Raw genomic sequence first — 22,767 nt, forward strand, 5'->3', positions numbered from 1 at the left:
CCGTCGGCTTCTGCCATCAGGCAAGCGACGTCACAAAACACCGAGGTTAGACATGTCCACCACTCCTGCGCCGGCCAATCCAAAGGTTGGCTTCGTTTCTCTGGGTTGCCCGAAAGCACTGGTCGACTCCGAGCGCATCCTGACCCAGCTGCGCATGGAAGGCTATGACGTGGTGTCCACCTATCAGGACGCCGACGTGGTCGTGGTCAACACCTGCGGCTTCATCGACTCGGCCAAGGCCGAATCGCTGGAAGTCATCGGCGAAGCGATCAAGGAAAACGGCAAGGTCATCGTGACCGGCTGCATGGGCGTGGAAGAAGGCAATATCCGTGACGTGCACCCGAGCGTGCTGGCCGTCACCGGTCCGCAGCAGTACGAGCAAGTGGTCAACGCGGTGCACGAAGTCGTGCCGCCGAAGCAGGATCACAACCCGCTGATCGACCTGGTGCCGCCGCAAGGCATCAAGCTGACCCCGCGCCACTACGCGTACCTGAAGATTTCCGAAGGCTGCAACCACAGCTGCAGCTTCTGCATCATCCCGTCGATGCGCGGCAAACTGGTCAGCCGTCCGGTTGGCGACGTGCTCGACGAAGCCCAGCGTCTGGTCAAGTCCGGCGTGAAGGAACTGCTGGTGATTTCCCAGGACACCAGTGCCTACGGCGTTGACGTCAAATACCGCACCGGTTTCTGGAACGGCGCGCCGGTGAAAACCCGCATGACCGAACTGTGCGAAGCGCTGAGCACCCTCGGCGTCTGGGTCCGTCTGCACTACGTTTACCCGTACCCGCACGTTGACGAGCTGATCCCGCTGATGGCCGCCGGCAAGATCCTGCCGTACCTGGACATCCCGTTCCAGCACGCCAGCCCGAAAGTCCTCAAGTCGATGAAACGCCCGGCGTTCGAAGACAAGACCCTGGCGCGGATCAAGAACTGGCGCGAGATCTGCCCGGACCTGATCATTCGTTCGACCTTCATCGTCGGCTTCCCCGGCGAAACCGAAGAAGACTTCCAGTACCTGCTGAACTGGCTGACCGAAGCCCAGCTCGACCGCGTCGGCTGCTTCCAGTATTCGCCGGTCGAAGGCGCTCCAGCCAACGATCTGGATCTGGAAGTGGTTCCGGACGACGTCAAGCAGGATCGCTGGGAACGCTTCATGGCGCACCAGCAGGCCATCAGCTCGGCGCGCCTGCAAATGCGCATCGGCCGTGAAATCGAAGTGCTGGTGGACGAAGTCGACGAGCAAGGCGCGGTCGGGCGCTGCTTCTTCGATGCCCCAGAAATCGACGGCAACGTGTTCATCGACAACGGCAGCAACCTGAAGCCGGGCGACAAAGTCTGGTGCAAGGTGACCGACGCCGACGAATACGACCTCTGGGCCGAACAGATCTAAGCGCGAAAAATACAGAAAGCCCCGCTCTCTTTTACGAGATGCGGGGCTTTTTTACGGCTAGAGTTTGTGAGGGGAAGGACTCCCTCATCCATGACAAAGAGGCTATCGGGCATGCGTCACCACTCGGTCATCCACACGCCGAAACTCAGCGATTATCAGGAACTGACCCGGGTCTGGGAGGCCTCGGTCCGCGCGACTCATGATTTCCTGCCGGAATCCTACATCGAGCTGCTGAAGAATCTGGTGCTGACCCGCTACCTCGACGCAGTGATGCTGATCTGCACCCGGGACAGCCATCAGCGCATCACCGGGTTTGCCGGGGTCGCGGCAGGCAAGATCGAAATGCTGTTCATCGACCCGGCCCATCGCGGCCAGGGCCTTGGCAAGAAACTGCTGAAGTACGCGATGGAGCACCTGAACGCCGACGAACTGGACGTCAACGAACAGAACCCGCAGGCCCTGGGGTTTTACTTCAAGCAAGGGTTCGAGGTGATCGGCCGCTCGGAAGTCGATGGCATGGGCCAGCCGTATCCGCTGTTGCACATGCGCCTGAAACAACCGGAGCAGCGCGCCGTACGCGGCTAAAAGCCACACGGCGCAAATGCAATCGGGCTTAACCGGCCCCAGGCAGGTACAATGCCCACCCCTTTTTTTGTTACGGCCCCTGTCATGACTGACCCGATTCGCCTCTCCAAACGCCTCATCGAGCTGGTCGGTTGCTCCCGCCGGGAGGCCGAGCTGTTCATCGAGGGCGGCTGGGTCACCGTGGACGGCGAAGTCATCGACGAGCCGCAGTTCAAGGTCGGCGACCAAAAGGTCGAGCTCGACAAGGACGCCAAGGCCACCGCGCCGGAGCCGGTGACCATCCTGCTCAACGTGCCGGCCGGCATGGATGTCGACAGCGCCATGCAGTCGCTGAACGCCGAAACCCTCAGCGTAGAACACCGCTACGGCAAGCGTCCGCTGCGCGGGCACTTCCTGCGCCTGACCGCCAGCGCCGACCTGCAACCCAAGGCCAGCGGCCTGCTGGTGTTCACCCAGGACTGGAAGGTGCTGCGCAAGCTCACCGCCGACGCGGCCAAGATCGAGCAGGAATACGTGGTCGAAGTCGAAGGCGACATGGTTGCCCACGGCCTCAATCGCCTGCAGCACGGCCTCACCCACAAGGGAAAGGAACTGCCGCCGGTCAAGGCCAGCTGGCAGAACGAAAACCGTCTGCGCTTCGCCATGAAAAACCCGCAGCCGGGGATCATCGCCCAGTTCTGCGAAGCGGTCGGCCTGAAGGTCATCGGCATCCGCCGCATCCGCATCGGCGGCGTGTCCATCGGCAAGGTGCCGGTCGGCCAATGGCGCTACCTGTCCGGCAAAGAGAAATTCTAAGGCTCGCAAGCCACCCTACATTCCGGCATCGCGCCCCGCTCGGTGCCCACAGCGAACAATCAGGATTGCACACATGGTTCACAACGACGTTCTGCGCAGCGTGCGCTACATGCTCGACATCAGCGACAAGAAAGTGGTCGAGATCATCAAACTCGGCGGCCTGGACGTCACACTTGCCGATGTCGTGACGTACCTCGACAAGAAAGAAGAAGACGAAGAAGGTTTCGTGCGCTGCCCGGACGAAGTCATCGCGCACTTCCTCGACGGTCTGGTGATCTTCAAGCGCGGCAAGGACGAAAGCCGTCCGCCGCTGCCGATCGAACTGCCGGTGACCAACAACATCATCCTGAAAAAGCTGCGCGTGGCCTTCGAACTGAAGGAAGACGACATGCACGCGATCCTCAAGGCTGCCGACTTCCCGGTGTCCAAGCCTGAGCTGAGCGCATTGTTCCGCAAGGTCGGCCACACCAACTACCGCCCGTGCGGCGATCAGTTGCTGCGCAATTTCCTCAAGGGGCTCACGCTCCGCGTGAGAGCGTAAAGCAGCGACAGGCGTCGAGCTGCAAGCTTTTACTCGTAGCTCGACGCTCGCAACTTGAAGCTGGCCCTATGGCCTCCCATTCCTTCCAAAAATAGTGGCTCCGCTTTTCGCAGCCGGCGACTAGGGTGTACTGAACCCTAGCCCTCAGGATTCGCCATGCACCCGTATTTCTCCCTGCAAGGCCGCACCGCCCTGGTGACCGGCGGCACCCGTGGTATCGGCAAAATGATCGCCAAGGCGTTTGTCGAAGCAGGCGCCCGCGTGTACGTCTGCTCCCGTGACGCGGAAGCCTGTCATCAAACCGCTGAAGAACTCAGTGCCCTGGGCACGTGTCATGGCATGGCGGCGAATCTGGCGACAGAAGAAGGCGTGAAAGAGCTGGCCGCGCGACTGGGCGAGCAGATCACTCATCTGGACATTCTGGTGAACAACGCCGGCACCACTTGGGGCGCGCCGCTGGAGAGCTACCCGGTCAAGGGCTGGGAGAAAGTCATGCAACTCAACGTGACCTCGGTGTTCAGTTGCATCCAGCAGTTTCTGCCGTTGCTGCGCCAATCCGGGTCGGCGGCCAATCCAGCGCGGATCATCAACATCGGCTCGGTAGCGGGGATCTCGTCTTTCGGTGAACAGGCCTATGCCTACGGACCGAGCAAAGCGGCCCTGCATCAACTGTCGCGGATTCTCGCCCGGGAACTGGTGAGCCAGCACATCAACGTCAATGTCATCGCGCCGGGACGCTTCCCGAGCAAAATGACCCAGCACATCGGCAGCGACCAGCAGGCGCTGGCCGAAGACACTGCGCTGATCCCGATGAAACGCTGGGGGCGTGAGGAAGAGATGGCAGCGCTGGCGATCAGCCTGGCGAGTACCGCCGGGGCGTACATGACCGGGAATATCATTCCGCTGGATGGCGGGTTTAGTCTCTGATATCGGCGGTGAGGCTATCGCTGGTAAGCCAGCTCCCACAGGTCTTGTGGTGTACACACATGATGCGAACTCCCGCGAACCCTGTGGGAGCTGGCTTGCCGGCGATAGCGTCAGGTCTGCCAGCACCAGACTGGCGGCCGGACGGGTTATCATGCCAGCCCTGCTCCGCTTCGAATGCAAACCATGACTTACAGCGTTTCCCCAATCGGCTTCGTCCGCTCCTGCTTCAAGGAGAAGTTCGCCATCCCGCGCCAGCCGCAACTGGCCCCCGCCGCCCGTGGCGTGCTGGAACTGGTGGCACCCTTCGATCAGGGTGACGCGGTGCAAGGGCTGGAGCAGGTCAGTCATGTCTGGCTGCTGTTCCTGTTCCATCAGGCGCTGGAAGACAAGCCGCGACTCAAAGTCCGCCCTCCGCGCCTCGGTGGCAACAAGTCGATGGGCGTGTTCGCCACCCGCGCCACGCACCGGCCGAACGGCATCGGCCAGTCGGTGGTGAAGCTGGACAAGGTCGAGGCCAACCGCCTGTTCATTTCCGGCATCGACTTGCTGGATGGCACGCCGATTCTCGACGTCAAACCCTACGTGCCGTACGCCGACATCATTGCTGACGCTTCCAACAGCATCGCCAGTGCCGCGCCGCAACTGATCGACGTGCAGTGGACGGACGCGGCGCTGCAACAGGCGCACACGCACGCTCAGCGCCTGGCCGAGCCGCTGGTCGAGCTGATCGAGCAGTGCCTGGCCCAGGATCCGCGCCCGGCCTATCAGACGCCCGCGCCCGAACGCGAATACGGCGCGCAGTTCTGGGATCTGGACGTGCGCTGGCATTACCCTGTGCCTGAGCAGATCCGCGTCCTGGAAGTCATCCCCGCCGCTGACTGAATCGCGAAAACGAAAAAGCCCGCGCTGCCTTCTCAGGCAACGCGGGCTTTTCTTTGGCATCGTCGGGATTACTTCTCGACGAATGCGCGCTCGATCAGGTAGTCACCCGGCTCGCGCATACGCGCCGAGATCTTCAGGCCGAAGCTGTCGAGCACTTCGCTGGTCTCGTCGAGCATGCTCGGGCTGCCGCAGATCATCGCGCGGTCGTCCTGCGGGTTGATCGGTGGCAGGCCGATGTCGCTGAACAGCTTGCCGCTGCGCATCAGGTCGGTCAGACGGCCCTGATTCTCGAACGGTTCGCGGGTCACGGTCGGGTAGTAGATCAGCTTGTCACGCAGCGCCTCGCCGAAGAACTCGTTCTGCGGCAGGTGCTCGGTGATGAATTCGCGGTAGGCGACTTCGTTGACGTAACGAACACCGTGAACCAGGATCACTTTCTCGAAGCGCTCGTAGGTTTCCGGGTCCTGGATCACGCTCATGAACGGCGCCAGACCGGTGCCGGTGCTCAGCAGATACAGGTGCTTGCCCGGGTTCAGGTCGTCCAGCACCAGGGTGCCGGTCGGTTTTTTCGAGATGATGATCTCGTCGCCTTCCTTCAGGTGCTGCAGCTGGGAGGTCAGCGGACCGTCCTGCACCTTGATGCTGAAGAACTCGAGATGCTCTTCCCAGTTCGGGCTGGCGATCGAGTAAGCGCGCATAAGCGGGCGGCCGTTTGGCTGTTGCAGGCCGATCATCACGAACTGACCGTTCTCGAAGCGCAGGCCCGGATCGCGGGTGCACTTGAAGCTGAACAGAGTGTCGTTCCAGTGATGAACACTGAGGACACGCTCGTGGTTCATGTTGCTCATGTACGTGGGACTCCTGGAGATTGATCTGCGCCTGCCCGGCTCGTGTTGAAGAATGCCGACGGTGCGCAATTGCATCGCATTCTAATAGCGCCGACAATATCTGTTAACTGGATTATTAAGATAAGGGTTATCGGTTATATCGATATGCGATTTACTCTTCGTCAACTGCAAGTCTTCGTCGCTGTCGCTCAGCAGGAAAGCGTGTCCCGTGCTGCGGGTCTGCTCAACCTGTCGCAATCGGCCGCCAGCACTTCCATCACCGAACTGGAGCGCCAGTCCAGCTGCCAGCTGTTCGACCGCGCCGGCAAACGCCTGAGCCTCAACGCCCTCGGCAAACAGTTGTTGCCGCAAGCGGTGGCCATGCTCGATCAGGCCAAGGAAATCGAAGACCTGCTCAACGGTAAATCCGGTTTCGGCTCGCTGTCGGTGGGCGCTACCCTGACCATCGGCAATTACCTGGCGACGCTGCTGATCGGCGGTTTCATGCAGCGCCACCCCGAAAGCCAGGTGAAGCTGCATGTGCAGAACACTGCCAATATCGTGCAACAAGTGGCTCATTACGAAATTGATCTGGGTCTAATCGAGGGCGATTGCAGCCACCCGGACATCGAAGTGCAGAGCTGGGTCGAGGATGAACTGGTGGTGTTCTGCGCCCCACAACATCCGTTGGCCAAGCGCGGCAGCGCGACCATGGAGGAATTGACTCATGAAGCATGGATTTTGCGGGAACAGGGGTCTGGGACGCGCCTGACCTTCGATCAGGCGATGCGTCATCATCGCAGCGCGCTGAACATCCGGCTGGAGCTGGAACACACCGAAGCGATCAAACGCGCGGTGGAATCAGGTCTGGGGATTGGCTGTATTTCGCGTCTGGCGCTGCGTGACGCCTTCCGTCGCGGCAGCCTGGTGCCGGTGGAGACGCCGGATCTGGATCTGGCGCGGCAGTTCTATTTCATCTGGCACAAGCAGAAGTACCAGACCTCCGCGATGCGCGAATTCCTCGATCTGTGCCGCGCCTTCACCGCCGGGGTGCAGCGCAGCGACGAGATCGTTCTGCCGAGCATCGCTTAAAGCAGAATCACCGCCCACACCAGGGCGATCATGCTCAGTGCCACGAATTGCGCGGCACTGCCCATGTCCTTGGCGTTCTTGGACAGCGGGTGCAACTCCAGCGAGATACGGTCGATGGCCGCCTCCACCGCTGAATTCAACAGCTCGACGATCAGCGCCAGCAGGCACACGGCGATCAGCAGCGCCTGCTCGACCCGGCTGACATTGAGGAAAAACGTCAGCGGAATCAGTACCACGTTAAGCAGCACCAACTGGCGGAATGCGGCTTCGCCAGTGAAGGCGGCGCGCAAGCCGTCCAGCGAGTAACCGGAAGCGTTGAGGATGCGTTTCAGGCCCGTCTGGCCCTTGAAAGGTGACATAAAGTAGATAACCGACCGAAAGGAAGTGGGGAAGCTAGATCAACGAAAGTCAAAAAAGCGTGAAGACGCCAGTGCTTACTGGCTCGGAATTGACTCAAGTTGTTGCAGCAGTAAAGCTGCCTGGGTCCGGGTCCGCACGTTCAACTTGCGAAAAATCGCCGTGACGTGGGCCTTGATGGTCGCTTCCGACACACTCAGCTCGTAGGCGATCTGCTTGTTCAGCAAGCCTTCGCAGACCATGGTCAGCACCCGGAACTGCTGGGGTGTCAGGCTGGCGAGGCCATCGCTGGCGGCTTTGGCTTCATCCGAAACGCTGACCGCTTCGAACGCCTGGGGCGGCCAGAACACGTCGCCATCCAGCACTTTGCGCACCGCTTCCTGAATCACGCTCAGGTCGCTGGATTTGGGGATGAAACCACTGGCACCGAATTCCCGAGACTTGACCATCACCGAGGCTTCTTCCTGGGCCGAAACCATCACTACCGGAATCTGCGGGTACTGACCGCGCAGCATCACCAGCCCGGAAAACCCGAAAGCGCCCGGCATGTTCAGGTCCAGCAGCACCAGATCCCAGTCAGCCTTTTCGGTCAGGCGGGATTCCAGTTCGGCGATGCTCGCCACCTCCACCATGCGTACGTCCGGGCCAAGGCCCATCGTCACCGCTTGATGCAGTGCGCTACGAAAAAGAGGGTGATCATCGGCAATCAGGATGTCGTATGTGGCCATTTTTCAAATGATCCTGTTTTTGATGGCAGGCTCGCGCATTCGAGCCGTGCCAAGGCAAATCCAGACACCGCCCGGCAGCGGCATCCACAGGGGCACGTTCAACGCCAATCACGAACAAAAACGGCGTTTCAAACCTTGGCCGCACCCCAATCGGCGCCAAGCATGACCAGCGAAGCCGGGGTGGTCAAGCCGCACGGCCACTGCTTTAGCAGTATGGGCCAGGATCAGGCCGGTACTGGCGCCGCGTTTCGGATATAGGGCAGCAATTCGGCGTGGGCCGGCGTCGACACATTGACGTCCAGTTGCTGCTTGGCCCCCAGGTAATGCTGGCTGAACACATCGAAATAGGCATCCAGCGCCGATGCCGCGTCCGAATCACCGGCCAGCTCCAGGCACAGCGCCGCCACTTCGGCGGTGCACAGGTGCTCGCTGCGGGTCGAGCGGCGCAGGCGATAGCGCGAGAGTTTGTCGGGCAACAGGCTGAGTATCGGCAAACGGTCGAAATACGGGCTCTTGCGGAAAATCTTCCGGGCTTCGGTCCAGGTCGCATCCAGCAGGATGAACAGCGGGCGCTTGCTGCTATCGAGATCCACGGTGTTGGTCACCCGCGAAGGTTCGACGTACTCGCCGGGGAACACCAGATACGGCTGCCATTGCGGGTCGTTCAGCAGCGCCAGCAGTTGCTCGTCGGGCTCGGTCCGCGACCAGATGAAGGCATGGTTGTCGCGCACGATGTCGGCGATCAGCCAACCGGTGTTACTTGGCTTGAACACTTCCTTGCCGGTCATGATCAGGCAAACGCCCGAGCGTGTATCGACGGTTGGCCGCCAGGCGCACAGGCAATGGCTGATGATCACCCGGCAATCGCGGCAGCGCGGGGAGCGAAAGCCACGGGCCTGGATCGGCTTGATGCCTTCGTCCTCGCGCTGATCGCGCAGGCGGGCCACGGCGTTGGGGGCATGATTCATCGCAGGCGGCACCGGCAGACAGGAAAACTCGACACGAACGACACTCGGCAGGGCAATAAAGGGCGGCAGTTTACCAGAGCGACGGGCACAAGCCTGTACCCTCCCGACCGGCTCCCCTATAATTCGCCGCCACTGAACGCACAGTCACGTGGCTGGTCGAACCACCAGTCACTGAACCAGGAGAGTTTCATGCTGCGCCTTATCGTTCCCACCGCTGCCATTCTGCTGGCCTCGTCCTTCAGCGCTCAGGCTGCATCCCTGAGTGAGCAGAATCTGAACCGAGAGCTGCGCAATGTCGCCGCACAAAGCAGCGTCGGCACGCCACGGGCGATCAACGAAGACATTCTTGATCAGGGCTACACCGTCGAAGGCACCACGCTGGTCAATCACCTGAGCGTGCAAAAGAGCCACGCCGACAAAATGCGCGCCGATCCCAAAGCCGTGTATTTTCAGCTGGGCGCCTCGGTCTGCAACAATCCGTCGTACCGCAAGCTGATGGCCAAAGGCGCGATCATGCGTTATGAATTCACCGAAGTGAAAAGCAACAAGGCGATCGGCTCCGCCAGCTACCAGGAATCGGATTGCCCGAAAGCGGCTCCAGCGAAGAAGAAGTAATCATCTCGACGTGGCGCGCCGCTGTTCATCCTCGGCGCGCAGTTCGGCCAGCAAGGCCTGCAAGTACCGCGAGCGGCGATCCCCTCCCGCCAGGCGTCGGCAGCACTCCTCTTCGAGACTCACATGGTTGGTCTCGGCCGATGCTTTCAACAACCGATACAGCTGCGTATCGATCTCCAGAATGACTCTGGTCATGTGTCCTGCCTCCTTGCCACCCGCAAATCCTTGAATAGCGTGCACCTTGCGTACGGTCGTTGACGCAAAGTTATCGTACGGCGCCTTTAACTTAGTAAATCAGAGCATTCAGCCCTCGACGTGGCATCGGACGAGCGGTGAAAACACTTCGAAAAGCGGCAATAAGCAGTTGCCAGGAAAGACTTTGCGGCGCGATGTTCAATGAGCGAAAAATGCTTTGAGGGTCTAGATTCAACGTATTCCCGTTCATTTTTCTAACGGCAGGAAAGGAGCTGCCGGATGTTTGTTTTCTTGCAGCGCGGCACTGACGCCGCACGTCAGGGCCGGAAGCTCTGTGCAGAAGGAGAAGTTGCATGCCTTACCAACCGAATGACCTGCTCAGCCGCCATTTTCAGGAAAGCGGCCACGACCTCATCAGCAAGGTCGAAGAACAACTCAACCTGGTATCACCCAACAGCCCGAATTCCCCCATCTACCGCGACATGATCCTGACCGTGCTGCGCATGGCCCAGGAAGACCACAACCGCTGGAACGCCAAGATCACCCTGCAAGCCCTGCGCGAACTGGAGCAGGCGTTTCGCACGCTTGAACAGTTCAAGGGGCGACGCAAGGTCACAGTGTTCGGTTCGGCTCGCACCCCGGTCGAACATCCCCTTTACGCCATGGCTCGGGAACTCGGAGCCTCGCTGGCCCGCTCGAACATGATGGTCATCACCGGTGCCGGCGGCGGAATCATGGCCGCCGCCCATGAGGGTGCCGGCCGCGATCACAGCCTGGGGTTCAATATCACCCTGCCCTTCGAACAACATGCCAACCCCACCGTGGACGGCACCAATAATCTGCTGCCGTTCCACTTCTTCTTCACCCGCAAGCTGTTCTTCGTCAAGGAAGCCGATGCGCTGGTGTTGTGCCCCGGCGGGTTCGGCACCCTGGACGAAGCGCTGGAAGTGCTCACGCTGATCCAGACCGGCAAAAGCCCTCTGGTGCCGGTGGTGCTGCTGGACGCACCGGGCGGGACTTTCTGGCAAGGCGCGCTGGACTTCATTCGCCAGCAACTGGAGGAAAACCGTTACATTCTGCCGACCGACCTGAAGTTGGTGCGCCTGGTCTACAACGTTGAAGAGGCGGTGGAGCAGATCAACCAGTTCTACGGCAACTTCCACTCCAGCCGTTGGCTCAAGCGCCAGTTTGTCATTCGCATGAACCACAAGTTGAGCGATCAGGCCCTGGAGCATATGCAGGAAGCGTTTGCCGATTTGTGCCTGAGTGACCAGTTCCATCAACACGCCTACGCCGGCGAAGAGCACGACGATGCTCAATTCAGCCACCTGACGCGCCTGGCATTCGCCTTCAATGCCCGGGATCACGGGCGTCTGCGGGAGCTGGTGGACTACATCAACCTGCCGGAAAACTGGGCCCACTCAAAACCCCAAACCGCGCAACGCACTCGCGAACCGTCGAAGGTAACGTGAAGGCAAAAAAAAACGGCCCGCTATCGAAATAGCGGGCCGTTTTTATTTTTCAGATGAAGCTGAGCTGAAGCTGGAACAATTTAATCGTCCATCCCTCTGCCGCTGAACAAGCGGTTGATCATCTCCATCGAGAATCCCCGGTACGCCAGGAATCGACCTTGTCTGGCGCGTTCCTTGGCATCGCCAGGAAGCTGTCCGGAGAACTTCCGTTGCCACGTGTCTGTTAGCTGTTCTTGCCAGTTGATACCGCTCTCGCGCAAGGCGAGTTCGATATCGGCGCGTTGCAAACCGCGCTGGCTCAGTTCTTCACGAATCCGCAGTGGGCCGTAACCGGAGCGGGCGCGATAGGAAACAAAGCTTTCAAGATAACGGGCTTCGGAAAGCAGCCCTTCTTCCGTCAAACGGTCGAGGGCTGTTTCGATCATCTCGGGGGGAGCGCCACGCTGACGCAGTTTGCGCGTCAGCTCAACTCGACCATGCTCGCGGCGTGCGAGCAGGTCCATGGCGGTTCGCCGCACCGCGACGAGGGTATCGAGTACGGCGGTTGTCATCGGTGCAATCAGATGTCAGCGTCAGCCAGGTCGTCTTCGGTCTCTTTGACCGCAGAAGCCTTGGAGTCGGCGATCACGGCTGGCGACAGCAGTTTGTCACGCAGTTGCTTCTCGAGCTTGGCCGCGACTTCCGGATTGTCCGCCAGGAACTTGGCCGAGTTGGCCTTGCCCTGACCGATCTTGGTGCCTTCGTAGGCATACCAGGCGCCGGACTTCTCGACGAAACCGTGCAGCACGCCCAGGTCGATCATCTCGCCGTTCAGGTAGATACCCTTGCCGTAGAGAATCTGGAACTCGGCCTGACGGAACGGCGAAGCGACCTTGTTCTTCACAACCTTGACGCGGGTTTCGCTGCCGACCACTTCGTCGCCTTCCTTCACCGCGCCGGTACGGCGGATGTCGAGACGAACCGAAGCGTAGAACTTCAGCGCGTTACCACCGGTGGTGGTTTCCGGGCTGCCGAACATCACGCCGATCTTCATGCGGATCTGGTTGATGAAGATCACCAGGCAGTTGGCGTTCTTGATGTTACCGGTGATTTTACGCAGCGCCTGGGACATCAGACGGGCTTGCAGGCCCACGTGCATGTCACCCATTTCGCCTTCGATTTCAGCCTTTGGCACCAGTGCGGCCACGGAGTCGACGATGATCACGTCAACGGCGTTGGAGCGCACCAGCATGTCGGTGATTTCCAGGGCCTGTTCGCCGGTGTCCGGCTGGGAAACCAGCAGGTCGTCGACGTTGACGCCCAGCTTGCCGGCGTACTCAGGGTCGAGGGCGTGCTCGGCGTCGACGAAGGCGCAGGTCGCACCGGCTTTTTGAGCCTGGGCGATCACGGACAGCGTCAGTGTGGTTTTACCGGAAGATTCAGGACCGTAGATTTCAACGATACGGCCTTTTGGCAGGCCGCCGATGCCGAGTGCGATGTCCAGACCCAGAGAGCCGGTGGAAATGGCCGGGATCGCCTGACGGTCCTGATCGCCCATACGCATTACGGCACCCTTGCCGAATTGACGTTCGATCTGACCCAGGGCCGCAGCCAAGGCTTTCTTCTTGTTGTCGTCCATTAAAGTCCTCACGTAATCAATAAGGCCTGACGGCCAACACCTGTATAAGTAGCCAGTATTATTCCACAGCGTTCACGGATCGCCTACCCCTGATTTTCGATTTCTCGTGCCGCTAGTCGCAGCAAGCCCTCTAGCGCGGCCTTCACCGTTTGTCGGCGGACTTCGTCGCGGTTGCCGGGGAAGTGCTGGACCTCGCTGGAAACCGTGTCGCCCACACCCCACGCCAGCCAGACGGTGCCCACCGGTTTGTTCGGCGAACCACCGTCCGGCCCGGCCACGCCGCTGACCGCCACGGCAAACCGCGCCAGGCTTTTTTCCCGGGCGCCGCGCACCATGGCCTCGACCACTTCGCGACTGACCGCGCCCACGGTGCCGAACAGCTCCATCGGTACATTCAGCTGCTGGGTTTTCTGGCGGTTGGAATAGGTCACGTAACCCGCCTCAAACCACGCCGAACTCCCCGGAATGCGGGTGATGGCTTCGGCAATCCCGCCACCGGTGCAGGACTCGGCCGTCGTGACGTGGGCATTGAGCAATTGCAGACGTCGGCCAAGTTCGGCCGCCAGTTGGGTGATTTCTTTCACGGCGCGCTCCGGATCGGATGGAATGGGTACCACCGTACACGAGCCGGTTGCGCTTTCAATACACAAGCTTATTCAAAATGTGCAGGCGCCAGCGCTCTGATATAGGCCTGACAGGCCTGCAAGGCAATCAGTCCGCGGTCGCCTTCGCCGGTGATGGCGACAATTCGTCGAGCATGCGCCGGGTCAAGTCGGGCGCGTACGGCTGCATGATCCACGCCGCCGGCGCCGGAGGTGGCTGGCACACCGCAGCCTTGGGCAGCGTCGCCTGCGTCGATGAGGACTGACAGGCGCAGATCAGCAGTGGCAAGACGATCGCGCAGGCGATCCTGATCACGTTGGGCATCGTTCAGTGCTCGATAATGGGTTTGTTCACTGGCCGTGAGCCGTTGCTCCAGGGCCAGGCGCTTGTCCTGCTCGGCCTGTTGCGCTGTGGCGGCGGTCAGAGTCAATTGATTGAGGGCTTCGGCATGCAGCCGGGCCTGCTCGGCCAGCCGCCCTTCGTAGCGCCAGTCCTGGACCTGCCAGGCCAGCGTCGCCAAACCACCGGCCAGCAGCAAAGCGCCGATGACACACCAGAACTTCAGACCGAAGGCTGGCATAACACCGCCCTCGCCCGCGCCCAGATGTCGAGGCGATCCTGCAAGCCGTTCAACCCGCCGTTGATCCGCCGGGTAATGCTGTTGAACTGATCCTGATCCGCCAGTTCGTTCAAGCCATTCTTCTCCCAGAACCACGCCGCGGACTCCGCCGCCCATTGCGGTTGTTCGAGCAACTCAGGCAAGGCCAGCAGGCGCTCGTCACCGAAAAGTCCGAGACTGCACTGACGATAATTGCTGCGCCCGGTGATCTGGATCAGCCCGCGCCCGCGATACTTCTGCCCGTCGCCGTCAGCCTCGGGCGTGTTGCCCAGGCGCAAGGCCAGCGTACCGGTGTCGTATTTGCTCAGGTACTGGTTGTTGCCCAGCTCACGTACGTACTGCAATTGCCCGGACTCGTGTCCGATCTGAGCGAGAAACGTAGCGATGCGTTTCGGTGTATCGATGCGATGGCGGGCCATGGCGTCGTTGAGCGGTGAAACAAAAACGCCCGCTTGGCGGCGGGCGTTGGGCATGATGTTGAGTAGGTTGTCTTCAGTAATTTGCATAATGCTCGGTCCTCCCTGGATGCTCCGATTGAACCATGGCTGCAGGCTGATGCCAGCCAGCCATTTTTTGCCAGAATTTTCAGGAGTACCGTCGTTCGCTCCCGTGACTGACAAATGGAAAGGCGAAACCGAAGTGATCCGCAGGCACGCACTGTGCTGCCTGCGGTACCCGGTTCAGTACTTGATGACGTAAAGCAGCGCGACGTTTCGTGGGCGTGCTTCATTGCCCCCGTCTGCAGCGATCGTCACCGCGTGGGTGTGATCACCCACAGCGTTGACCGTGATCGCGTGCGAGTGATCACCGGCCGCGTTGATATAGAGACCGTGCGCGTGATTACCGCCTGGAGCCGTGACGGCGGCATAGTCACCAGGGCCACTGCCCGTACCCTGACGGCCATAGGAAGTGTTGTTACCCGAAGCCAGAATGCCGTGCTGGTGATCCCCGGACTCATTGGTGATACCGGAGTGGGCGTGATTGCCGGCAACGGACGCCGAAGCACCGTGGGCATGCGCCCCTGCCGCCGCCGCCGAAGCGCCGTGGGTATGCGAAAGGTTCTGACCGGCCTGGGCACTGCCCAGAACTCGAGCATTATCGACCTTGCGACCATCGTCCCAGCCCCGCACGAACTCGCCGCGCAGATCCGGCAGGGCAAAAGTCGTGCTGCCATTACCGGCCCCGAATCGCGTGCCGATCGCCGCAAAGAGCGCCGCATATTGCGTGCGGGAAACAATGTCACCATTACATTTGAGCCATCCCTTGGGCGGCTCTGCCGTGGCTACGGTTTTGATATCACCAATGTCACTGCCGGTCTGTTTGACCATGCCGGTGCTCGCGATCATCACCCATACGCCACCGGCAATGGTGCTGTTCCACTGCACCCACACGTCGCCGGATGCCGTGATCTCCCCTTCCTGAACCGCGTTGTGGTCAACCCCGACAATCGGTTTGGCCGCCAGTCCGTTGGCCGAGAAGGTACTGGCACCGGTGTTGGCATTGAGGGCCTTGAAACGCAGCACCAACCCGTCCACCACATTGAGAACGACCGGCGCATAGTTGGCGCGATAGGCATTGGCTGTGCCCGTGTCCATCGCGTAATCGACCAGCCCGGTCTGATTGATCCTGCGCACAGCCAGCAACAGTTGCCCCAGATCGACTTCGTCGGGAGTCACACCGGCGCCCTTGATCACGCCCAGCAATTCATCGGTGACGGAGTTGCCCCAGATCGCCGGAATCAGCGAACCGGGCGTTCCCGCCACCGGGTTTTCATCGACAAACTTGCCATTGACCAGTCCAACGCTGGGCACACTCTTTGGATAATCCATTATTCATTCCTTAGTCATAATTGATCTGCACCTGCGTATGAGCCGGTGCGCTGCGGTGAATCAGGCATTCCAGGGCAGAGCCCGGGTTCATGCCAAAACGTTCGCCCCAGTAACTGGCGCCATAACGACGGCCCAGCGACAGGCGCCCACCGGTGTTGAGTACCCACATGAACTGCGCCTTCCAGGTCCCGAAATGCGCCTGACCAAACCTTGAGCGCCCCATGCGGGGTGCCCGAAGTTCGGTGACGGTGGCGTCCGGATAGCCCTGGCTGCGAGCGATCTGAATGAAATACGCGGCCGTCTGTCCGCCCACCGCCAGCAATCGCCGGCGTACGGCAAGGCGTCGATCGTCGTACAGGGGCGTAGCGCCAAGGCACGGATCCGGCAGGTTCATGACCCGTTCCCAGTCCGGCACCAGCTCGCTGACGCCAGCCGGATCCATCTCGTTCAGCAGGACGATGGCGCGCGCATCCAGTCGTGCCAGCTCCGCAGCGATGCCATCGAGCACCTGGCCCAGTTCCGGCAGACGCTCCAGTTCCCAGGCCGGACCACTGGGCAGCAGGCTGCGCAGTTGACTGCGGTATTGCTCGGCATTTCTCAGGACAGCCATTCGCAACCTCCAAAGGTCAGCAACTCGTTGCTGGCGGCTGTCACGTTGGCTTTTGGAGAGGTGAGCGAGTGGTCGGTCTCACCGGTCGCACTGCTGATGGCTTCGGAGATATGGCTGAGCAACAAGGTCTCCCCCAGCCCGGCTTCTCGGTTGTGCAAGTCACGCAGCTGACTTTCGATCGCTGCCCGCACTGCGCTGGTATCGGGGGTGATGCGCAGCTTGTAGCTGACCAACACTTGCACCGGGGCGAGCACCCGCACATCCGCCGTCACCGGCCGCAACTGTTCGATATAGGCCTGTACTTCAGCGAGCTGCTCGTCATTGGGGATGGGCTGCGCATCGTCGTCCCGCATGACGAATACGCCGACCGTGCCCGGCCCCAGGAAGTTGCCGCGACACCATGCCCGGGTGATCCCGGGGCACTCCAGCGCCCATGTCTCGTAGTCCTGGGCCGAACCGCCGTGAGGAATGAGGCGGTAGGAGCGGATCACCCGCGAACGCAGGGACTCCAGACTTTCCCGGGCGATGCCGCCCGTCAGCCCGGGTGCCAGGACGGTAAAGCTGTTACCGGCAATGCCCAGAATCGGTTGCACCGGCACCAGTGTCAGCCCGGCATCGGCATTGCCCTGGCTACCGGGATCCAGGGCCGCAATGGTCGTGCTGTTGACGCCGTTGCTGGTGGTGCGTGCGGCAGTGACCCGGTAAGTCCGGCCGTCATTCGATTGCAACAACGTATCGACATCCAATACCGCTCCGGCGCTGGCACTGAAGCTGACGCTGCCGGTGGCAACCTGCGCGGATTTGCGCGGCTGGTTCAGGCGCAGGGCGGCGATCCGTTCCAGGGTCGACTCATCGGCCGTGTCGGGCAGGATCTGCTCGGCGATCCAATCGAGATAGCCATACAGTCCATAGACCGCACCACCGAGGGTGCGGGCCAGGACTTGCGCATCGGACTGGCGCAGCGAATCGCCGGCCAGGTCGCTTTGGGTGCGCTTGATCAGCACCGGCAGCGAAGGGGTTTCAAACGGCATAGATCACCTGCCAACTGTTTTCAGGGTTGATGTCCAGACGCTCGCCGTCGGCCAGGGTCAGGACCGTGCGCAGGTTCAGGCGCTGGGCGTCGAGGCGTTCGCTGATGATGTCGATGGCGCTGCAATGGCCGTCGTCGATCAGCCATTGCAAGGCTTCACGGGCGTAGAACTCGGCGTCCATCTGTGTCTGGCGGGTCAGCTTGACCCGACGCAGCAGCCACAGCCGCGAACCGATGCGGTCATTGGCCACGGTGGGAAAAGTGTCGCCCCACCAGCCGTAACGTTCCTCGTCGTCGAGGGCATCGTCGTCGGCAGCGCGGCGCCAGGTAAAAAGGCTGATCAACACCGCGCGAGTCAGCGCGGCGTGCAGGTTTTGACTGATAAACATCACTGGCCTCCCGCCGGCGCACCGGTCTGGCCGCTACCGGCCTGCACGCCGACGTGCACGTGCTTGATCTGGCTGATGCCGCCGGCCACCTGATCGCCGGTGGACAAGATCTTGCCGGTCTGGTTGATCACCGGTGTGTCGAAGTTCACGGCCGTACTTGCGCGGATATTGAGCGTGGCGGTTTCGATGTCGATGATCCGCCCGCGCTTGAAGTGGATTTTGTCGCCCTCGTCGGTGTAGATCGCCACCTCGCCGGCCGCCAGCGATTGCAGGCGGTAACGACGGTCAGCGACCACCAGGGCGATGGCATGAGAGCGGTCACCGCCGAGAAACGTGACGACGCCTTCGGCACCGGCCAATGGATGGCTGGTGAAACCGTAGGGTTCGAAGTGCTCCACGTCGTCGTTCACTTCACCGGCGGTGAGGCGCATTTGCAGCGATTGCAGCTTGGAGGCCGAACTGGCGAGCACGACAGTGCCGCGCGCCAGCAGGCGTGTCAGTAGGCTCATAGGGTTTCCTTGGAGGGAGGTGCCGGCTCAGGCTTTTTTCGGTGGGATCGGATTGGCGTCGAAGGTATGCGGCGGCGCCACTTGCAGGGTGGTCACCGAGCCTTGCGCCGACAACGAGTACGTGACCTTGGAAATCAGCATGTCTTCATCGAACCCGAGTACCGGATCCTTGACCTTCACCAGCGTGTTGTGGCGCCACAGATCGCCGTTGGACTGGCGCCAGCCCTGCACCTGATAGGTGGTGGTCAGCGCCCGGCCCATGCGCGTGGCGCTTTCCCACTGGGCCCGTTGCTGGGCCAGTTCGAACGTGAGTTGCGAGCCTTCGTTGATGATGGTGGTGCGTCGACGCTTGAACGTCAGATCGGTCGCACTGGATTCAACCTCGCTGACCGCCGCCCCGCTCTTCTTGTCGTTGCCCTTTTGCTGGCCGATCACCCGGTATTCGGAGAACACCTGGCTGTAATCCATCGGCGCGTTGGCCGACAGGATGTTCTTGCCCAGCACCAGCGCATCGCTGGCGCGGCCGCCGCTGCCCGGTCTGGCCAGCACCAGTCGACCTTCGGCGTCATCGGTGGAAAACACCCGGTACAGCGAGAGCAGACGATCGATCGACTGAAACACCGTTTCACCCGGGACGATCGTGTGCTTGCTCAGGCGTGCAGTCTCGGGAATCTCGTTGACCACAAACTGCGTGTATTCCCCGGCCAGGGCCTGGACGATGTTCAACAGCGATTGATCCTGCCATTGGCCGGGGATGTTTCGCGCCGCACAATCCACCAGATCCTGGGTCTTGGAACTGCCCTCGACACTCAGGCTGATCTGCCGCCCGTCATAGCTGATCGGGGCTTTGAAGACGTATCCGGTGAGGACCAGATCCTTGCCGATCCTCACCTCGCACGGGTCGCCGGCCTTGATCCGCTGATCGACGGTCTGTCCCGGCCATTGCCAGGTGATATCGAGTTTGAAGGTGCGGAACTGGCGCTCCAGATCGGCGCTGATTTCCACGCTTTTCCAGCCGCCATATTCCATGTCGCCGACCGTCAGTGTGACGTGGTTGTCCATCTCGTCCATGGCTCACTCCCTGGAGACTTTCACATCGTTGGGTGAGAACACCGGATGAGCGATGCCGTTGCGCTGGGTCACTTCCGTGACCCGGGTCGCATCGGCAAATTGCTTGTAGGCCACGACCAGCGCCGGCAGGCTTTCCTGAAACGACTTGCTGACCAGTCGCACACCGGACGACGCCACAGCCTTGAGGTGCGCGATCAGCGCTTCCTTCACATCGCTGATGGCTTGATAGTGCGCGGGATCGGCCTTGTTCTGCGCCAGCTGGAGCGCCTCGACCAGCTCTTTTTGCAGCAGTTGCAGATCGTCGGTGACCGGCACTTCCTGGCGGGTGACCGGTTGAATCGCCTGTTGCGCCACCGTGGGCGTCGACGTCAGTTTCACCGGTGTCGAAGCCACCGGCATCGAGGCGACCCACTGCGCCACTTTCACGATCAGCGTGTCCTGCACCAGATCGGCCATGGCCTGCGCCGCTGCCGTGGTGTCCTTGCCGGTGGTGAGTTTCGGCGCATCGGCCTTGCGGATGGCTTCGATCTGTTGGGACACGTCGGCAATCACGCCACGATAGCCCTCCTTCGCAAACGCCTTCAGCTCCTTGATATCGCCCAACAGCCCCTTGAACTCCGCCGCCACTTCCTTGGGCAGTTCCTTGACGGCCTTGACCAGCTCGGTGATCTCTTTGTACTGCTCGATCAGTGGCTTGAGCTGTTCCTTGATCACGTCATAGACCCCGGTGAGGCTATTGCGCAGATTGGCGATGCCGATCCGCGCAGCCTTGATCAGGGTCATGGCCTGTTCGAAACGTGCCACCGCAGAACCCAGCAAGGTATCAGCCTTGGCCAGAAGCACCTTCTGCGTGCTGACGGTGGCGGTCGGAAACGGCAAAGGACGGTCGGGATAGAACTTCAGTGCGAAAGTCACCAGCCCGCCGTCCTGGCGGGTGTGGGTCATATCGCATTCGCCGACCTTGACCTGCAGGCGCCCCAGCCACGGATGCACCAGTTCGCCGCTGCCTTGCTCCAGCGCCTTGAGCAGCTTGTCGCGCTGCTCGAGGCAATCGGGGCCGACGATAAAAGCCGTCAGGTCGTGGGTCTTGGCCTGCTGGCCCAGGTCCTCGAAAAACGGCAGGTCGCGTTGCGGATATTCGTGTAATTGCCCGTTGCGGCCGACCGGGGTTTTCGCCTGATCGACCCAAAAACCGACCCCACGAAAGGACGCCGGCACCAAACGGTCACGCCAGTTCATTGGAACCTCCCATGGACAGCGAGCGATAGCCGATGCGCGAAGACAGCGCCAGGCCCGGCTGATTGGTTTGCGGTTGATCGGTACGCAGCCCGGCCGGCGCATTTTCGAAGCGCACCGTCAGGCCGCCTTCGAGTTGCGTGCGGCTGTTGGCGGCACTTTGCTGGATCAGGGCGCTGGAGGACTGTGGCAACGGACTGTTCAACCCGGCCGCCCCCGCAGGTGTCGCAGCGCTGCCGGTTACGGTTTCGAAGAATCCGGAGAAATGGCCACCCAGCAGTTCCTTGACCTGTCCGAAGATGCTCTGCAGCCTCGTCCACATATCACTGAACCAGACGATGACGGGCTCCCACTTCTGTTTGATCGAGTCCAGCGGAGACTGGCCGAAAAGGTCACCGAACACACCCTTCACCGATTGCGCATCCGTGGTCAACGATGCCCACAAACCGGAAAAGTAGCCTGTCACGCCACCCCAGGCCGCCGTTGCGGACTCCACAGGCAAGACGTCGAACACTCGGCGCAAGCTGTCCTGCAACGAGGCCATGGAAGCCCCAACGACATCCCGCAGCGCCGAGAACACATCAGTGACCGGCTGCCAGGCTTCGTTGATGGTCTGGATCGGCGACCAACTGAACCGCGCCTTGAGCGACTCCACACCCGCCCCTGCGCTGGCTACCACGCCGTTGTAAAAATCACCGACCACACCACTGGCAGTGGCCAGCGCCTGGCTCAGCACTTCACGGGGCGAAAACGAGAACGAGGCCTTGAGTTTTTCGATGCCGGTCGTTGCATTGGCGACCGCACTGTCCCAGAAATCACTGACGACCGTACTGGCGGTTTTCAGCGCCTTGTCCATCACCTCGCGAGGCGAGAAAGAGAACTTCGCACTGAGTGCTTCGATACCCGCCTTCGTCCTGGCGATCGTACTGTCAAAGAAGTCACTGATGACTGTACCGGCGGTTGCCAGCGCCTTGTCCATCACCTCGCGAGGCGAGAAAGAGAACTTCGTACTGAGTGCCTCGATACCCGCCGTCGCGCTCGCCACGGTCTCGTCGAAGAACTTCGTGACGGTGTCGACGCCAGCGGAGAACAGCTCACGCGTCTCATCCCACGTTTTGCCGATCGAGGCGCCCATCGAAGCCAGCCCCTCCTTCACCGCCGTGACTCCGCTATCGAAGGCTTCACGGGTGGAAGTCCACATTTTGCTGAAGACCCCGGAAATCGAAGACCAGTTGTTGGTGATCAGGCGCGCACCAATCACAATCAGCGCCACAGCCCCGGCGATGGCCGCAGCAACCAGGCCGATCGGTGAAGCCAGGATGCCCAGCACTGCGACGAGCCCCATTGCACCGACCGTCACCACCGTGAACGCCACCGCCGCGGCAGCCAGTCCCTCGACGAGGTACGGATTGTTCGCGAGGAACTGACCAATCGAGGTGATCACCGGCGTGATAGCGGTGACGATGCTGTTGACTGCCGGCAACAGCGCCTGACCGATCTTCAGCGATACCTTGTCCAGTGCCTTGTTGAACTTCTCAAGGTTGGCCGAGGTTTCTCCGTGCACAACCTTGGGCACTTTCAGCCCCTTGTTCGCCCGGACTTTCTTCGCCAGCGCATCCTGCGCTTCGATGGCCTTCTTGATGCCGTCTTGAAACGGCTTGAGCAGGCCACCTTCGGAAATGAATCCGGCGACATCCAGCGGCTCCAGGCCGCTGTCTTCCATGCTTTTCTTGAATGCTGCGACCTTGCCGCGCAGCCCCTTCATCTCGGCCTCCATTTTCTCGGCGCCCTTGAGCACCACGAGCATGTTGACCGTGACGGGGAAGTTCTGCGGGATCAGGCTCAATTGTGTATTAGCCATCACTGCACCTGCTGCATC

The 22,767-nt window shown here is 61.0% G+C and carries 27 protein-coding genes; 9 read left to right on the forward strand and 18 right to left on the reverse strand.

Features of this window, described 5'->3' with window-relative positions; translation table 11 throughout:
- Window positions 1-52: 52 nt before the first annotated feature.
- From rimO to tsaA, 6 genes are all read left to right on the forward strand, one after another.
- The gene (rimO, locus tag EIY71_RS11155) at window positions 53-1,390 is read left to right on the forward strand and encodes a 30S ribosomal protein S12 methylthiotransferase RimO (RefSeq protein WP_102686585.1); all 1,338 of its coding nucleotides are present in this window, start codon (window positions 53-55) and stop codon (window positions 1,388-1,390) included.
- A 111-nt stretch (window positions 1,391-1,501) separates the two neighbouring features.
- Window positions 1,502-1,975, forward strand: coding sequence for a GNAT family N-acetyltransferase (locus EIY71_RS11160; protein WP_041475157.1), 474 nt, complete (start codon window positions 1,502-1,504; stop codon window positions 1,973-1,975).
- Between the two features lie 84 nt (window positions 1,976-2,059).
- Window positions 2,060-2,770, forward strand: coding sequence for an rRNA pseudouridine synthase (locus EIY71_RS11165; RefSeq protein ID WP_102686584.1), 711 nt, complete (start codon window positions 2,060-2,062; stop codon window positions 2,768-2,770).
- A 73-nt stretch (window positions 2,771-2,843) separates the two neighbouring features.
- Window positions 2,844-3,311 carry a DUF1456 family protein gene (locus EIY71_RS11170; RefSeq protein ID WP_085748159.1) on the forward strand — a complete coding sequence of 156 codons (468 nt, stop codon included), beginning with the start codon at window positions 2,844-2,846 and terminating at the stop codon, window positions 3,309-3,311.
- Between the two features lie 156 nt (window positions 3,312-3,467).
- Window positions 3,468-4,238, forward strand: a complete 771-nt coding sequence (locus EIY71_RS11175) for an SDR family oxidoreductase (RefSeq protein WP_085748158.1) — start codon at window positions 3,468-3,470, stop codon at window positions 4,236-4,238.
- 183 nt (window positions 4,239-4,421) lie between these two features.
- On the forward strand, window positions 4,422-5,120 hold the full coding sequence (tsaA, locus tag EIY71_RS11180) for a tRNA (N6-threonylcarbamoyladenosine(37)-N6)-methyltransferase TrmO (protein ID WP_165369569.1): 699 nt from the start codon (window positions 4,422-4,424) through the stop codon (window positions 5,118-5,120).
- A gap of 68 nt (window positions 5,121-5,188) precedes the next feature.
- On the opposite strand, the gene fpr is transcribed toward tsaA, so the two are convergent.
- The gene (gene fpr / locus EIY71_RS11185; RefSeq protein WP_007908723.1) at window positions 5,189-5,968 is read right to left on the reverse strand and encodes a ferredoxin-NADP reductase; all 780 of its coding nucleotides are present in this window, start codon (window positions 5,966-5,968) and stop codon (window positions 5,189-5,191) included.
- Between the two features lie 144 nt (window positions 5,969-6,112).
- Between fpr and EIY71_RS11190 the strand changes: the two genes are divergently transcribed.
- Window positions 6,113-7,039: a LysR family transcriptional regulator gene (locus EIY71_RS11190; RefSeq protein ID WP_007954941.1), complete on the forward strand. Its 927-nt coding sequence runs from the start codon at window positions 6,113-6,115 to the stop codon at window positions 7,037-7,039.
- Here the strand turns inward: EIY71_RS11190 and EIY71_RS11195 are convergent.
- The 3 genes from EIY71_RS11195 to EIY71_RS11205 all read right to left on the reverse strand — a co-directional run bounded on the left by EIY71_RS11195 (window position 7,036) and on the right by EIY71_RS11205 (window position 9,092).
- The gene (locus EIY71_RS11195) at window positions 7,036-7,398 is read right to left on the reverse strand and encodes a diacylglycerol kinase (protein WP_003222276.1); all 363 of its coding nucleotides are present in this window, start codon (window positions 7,396-7,398) and stop codon (window positions 7,036-7,038) included. The genes EIY71_RS11190 and EIY71_RS11195 overlap by 4 nt on opposite strands.
- Before the next feature lie 75 nt (window positions 7,399-7,473).
- Window positions 7,474-8,124: a response regulator transcription factor ErdR gene (gene erdR, locus EIY71_RS11200; RefSeq protein WP_102686582.1), complete on the reverse strand. Its 651-nt coding sequence runs from the start codon at window positions 8,122-8,124 to the stop codon at window positions 7,474-7,476.
- Window positions 8,125-8,348: 224 nt separating this feature from the next.
- Window positions 8,349-9,092 carry a tRNA-uridine aminocarboxypropyltransferase gene (locus EIY71_RS11205; protein ID WP_007954936.1) on the reverse strand — a complete coding sequence of 248 codons (744 nt, stop codon included), beginning with the start codon at window positions 9,090-9,092 and terminating at the stop codon, window positions 8,349-8,351.
- A 189-nt stretch (window positions 9,093-9,281) separates the two neighbouring features.
- Between EIY71_RS11205 and EIY71_RS11210 the strand changes: the two genes are divergently transcribed.
- Window positions 9,282-9,707, forward strand: coding sequence for a PA3611 family quorum-sensing-regulated virulence factor (locus EIY71_RS11210; RefSeq protein ID WP_085748156.1), 426 nt, complete (start codon window positions 9,282-9,284; stop codon window positions 9,705-9,707).
- On the opposite strand, the gene EIY71_RS11215 is transcribed toward EIY71_RS11210, so the two are convergent.
- Window positions 9,708-9,902 carry a hypothetical protein gene (locus EIY71_RS11215; protein ID WP_007954932.1) on the reverse strand — a complete coding sequence of 65 codons (195 nt, stop codon included), beginning with the start codon at window positions 9,900-9,902 and terminating at the stop codon, window positions 9,708-9,710.
- A gap of 353 nt (window positions 9,903-10,255) precedes the next feature.
- On the opposite strand from EIY71_RS11215, the gene EIY71_RS11220 reads away from it, so the two are divergent.
- Window positions 10,256-11,374 carry a TIGR00730 family Rossman fold protein gene (locus EIY71_RS11220; RefSeq protein WP_102686581.1) on the forward strand — a complete coding sequence of 373 codons (1,119 nt, stop codon included), beginning with the start codon at window positions 10,256-10,258 and terminating at the stop codon, window positions 11,372-11,374.
- An 80-nt stretch (window positions 11,375-11,454) separates the two neighbouring features.
- Here EIY71_RS11220 and recX read toward each other — a convergent pair whose 3' ends face one another.
- The 13 genes from recX to EIY71_RS11285 all read right to left on the reverse strand — a co-directional run bounded on the left by recX (window position 11,455) and on the right by EIY71_RS11285 (window position 22,749).
- A complete protein-coding gene (gene recX / locus EIY71_RS11225; protein ID WP_039771298.1) occupies window positions 11,455-11,925 on the reverse strand; it encodes a recombination regulator RecX in 471 nt (156 codons plus the stop codon).
- An 8-nt stretch (window positions 11,926-11,933) separates the two neighbouring features.
- Complete coding sequence (gene recA / locus EIY71_RS11230; protein WP_003222269.1) at window positions 11,934-12,992, reverse strand: recombinase RecA; 1,059 nt, start codon at window positions 12,990-12,992, stop codon at window positions 11,934-11,936.
- Window positions 12,993-13,075: 83 nt separating this feature from the next.
- The gene (locus tag EIY71_RS11235) at window positions 13,076-13,576 is read right to left on the reverse strand and encodes a CinA family protein (protein ID WP_102686580.1); all 501 of its coding nucleotides are present in this window, start codon (window positions 13,574-13,576) and stop codon (window positions 13,076-13,078) included.
- A gap of 68 nt (window positions 13,577-13,644) precedes the next feature.
- Window positions 13,645-14,175 carry a lysis system i-spanin subunit Rz gene (locus EIY71_RS11240; protein WP_102686579.1) on the reverse strand — a complete coding sequence of 177 codons (531 nt, stop codon included), beginning with the start codon at window positions 14,173-14,175 and terminating at the stop codon, window positions 13,645-13,647.
- Window positions 14,157-14,720 carry a glycoside hydrolase family 19 protein gene (locus EIY71_RS11245; RefSeq protein WP_085748151.1) on the reverse strand — a complete coding sequence of 188 codons (564 nt, stop codon included), beginning with the start codon at window positions 14,718-14,720 and terminating at the stop codon, window positions 14,157-14,159. Before EIY71_RS11245 ends, EIY71_RS11240 begins: the two co-directional genes overlap by 19 nt.
- Before the next feature lie 174 nt (window positions 14,721-14,894).
- Window positions 14,895-16,043, reverse strand: a complete 1,149-nt coding sequence (locus EIY71_RS11250) for a tail fiber protein (protein ID WP_085748150.1) — start codon at window positions 16,041-16,043, stop codon at window positions 14,895-14,897.
- A 10-nt stretch (window positions 16,044-16,053) separates the two neighbouring features.
- Complete coding sequence (locus EIY71_RS11255; RefSeq protein WP_085748149.1) at window positions 16,054-16,653, reverse strand: YmfQ family protein; 600 nt, start codon at window positions 16,651-16,653, stop codon at window positions 16,054-16,056.
- Window positions 16,641-17,684 carry a baseplate J/gp47 family protein gene (locus EIY71_RS11260; RefSeq protein WP_102686578.1) on the reverse strand — a complete coding sequence of 348 codons (1,044 nt, stop codon included), beginning with the start codon at window positions 17,682-17,684 and terminating at the stop codon, window positions 16,641-16,643. The genes EIY71_RS11255 and EIY71_RS11260 overlap by 13 nt, the downstream gene beginning before the upstream one ends.
- The gene (locus EIY71_RS11265; RefSeq protein ID WP_085748147.1) at window positions 17,674-18,072 is read right to left on the reverse strand and encodes a phage GP46 family protein; all 399 of its coding nucleotides are present in this window, start codon (window positions 18,070-18,072) and stop codon (window positions 17,674-17,676) included. Before EIY71_RS11265 ends, EIY71_RS11260 begins: the two co-directional genes overlap by 11 nt.
- Window positions 18,072-18,581 carry a phage baseplate assembly protein V gene (locus tag EIY71_RS11270; protein WP_102686577.1) on the reverse strand — a complete coding sequence of 170 codons (510 nt, stop codon included), beginning with the start codon at window positions 18,579-18,581 and terminating at the stop codon, window positions 18,072-18,074. Before EIY71_RS11270 ends, EIY71_RS11265 begins: the two co-directional genes overlap by 1 nt.
- A 27-nt stretch (window positions 18,582-18,608) precedes the next feature.
- Window positions 18,609-19,652 (reverse strand): phage baseplate assembly protein, encoded by a 1,044-nt coding sequence (locus tag EIY71_RS11275; RefSeq protein ID WP_102686576.1) that lies wholly within the window; start codon window positions 19,650-19,652, stop codon window positions 18,609-18,611.
- A gap of 3 nt (window positions 19,653-19,655) precedes the next feature.
- Window positions 19,656-20,891, reverse strand: a complete 1,236-nt coding sequence (locus tag EIY71_RS11280) for a DNA circularization protein (protein ID WP_102686575.1) — start codon at window positions 20,889-20,891, stop codon at window positions 19,656-19,658.
- A complete protein-coding gene (locus tag EIY71_RS11285) occupies window positions 20,878-22,749 on the reverse strand; it encodes a hypothetical protein (protein ID WP_102686574.1) in 1,872 nt (623 codons plus the stop codon). The genes EIY71_RS11280 and EIY71_RS11285 overlap by 14 nt, the downstream gene beginning before the upstream one ends.
- Window positions 22,750-22,767: the final 18 nt, after the last annotated feature.

Source organism: Pseudomonas sp. CH235, from assembly GCF_004368175.1.
Lineage (GTDB): Bacteria > Pseudomonadota > Gammaproteobacteria > Pseudomonadales > Pseudomonadaceae > Aquipseudomonas > Aquipseudomonas paraglycinae.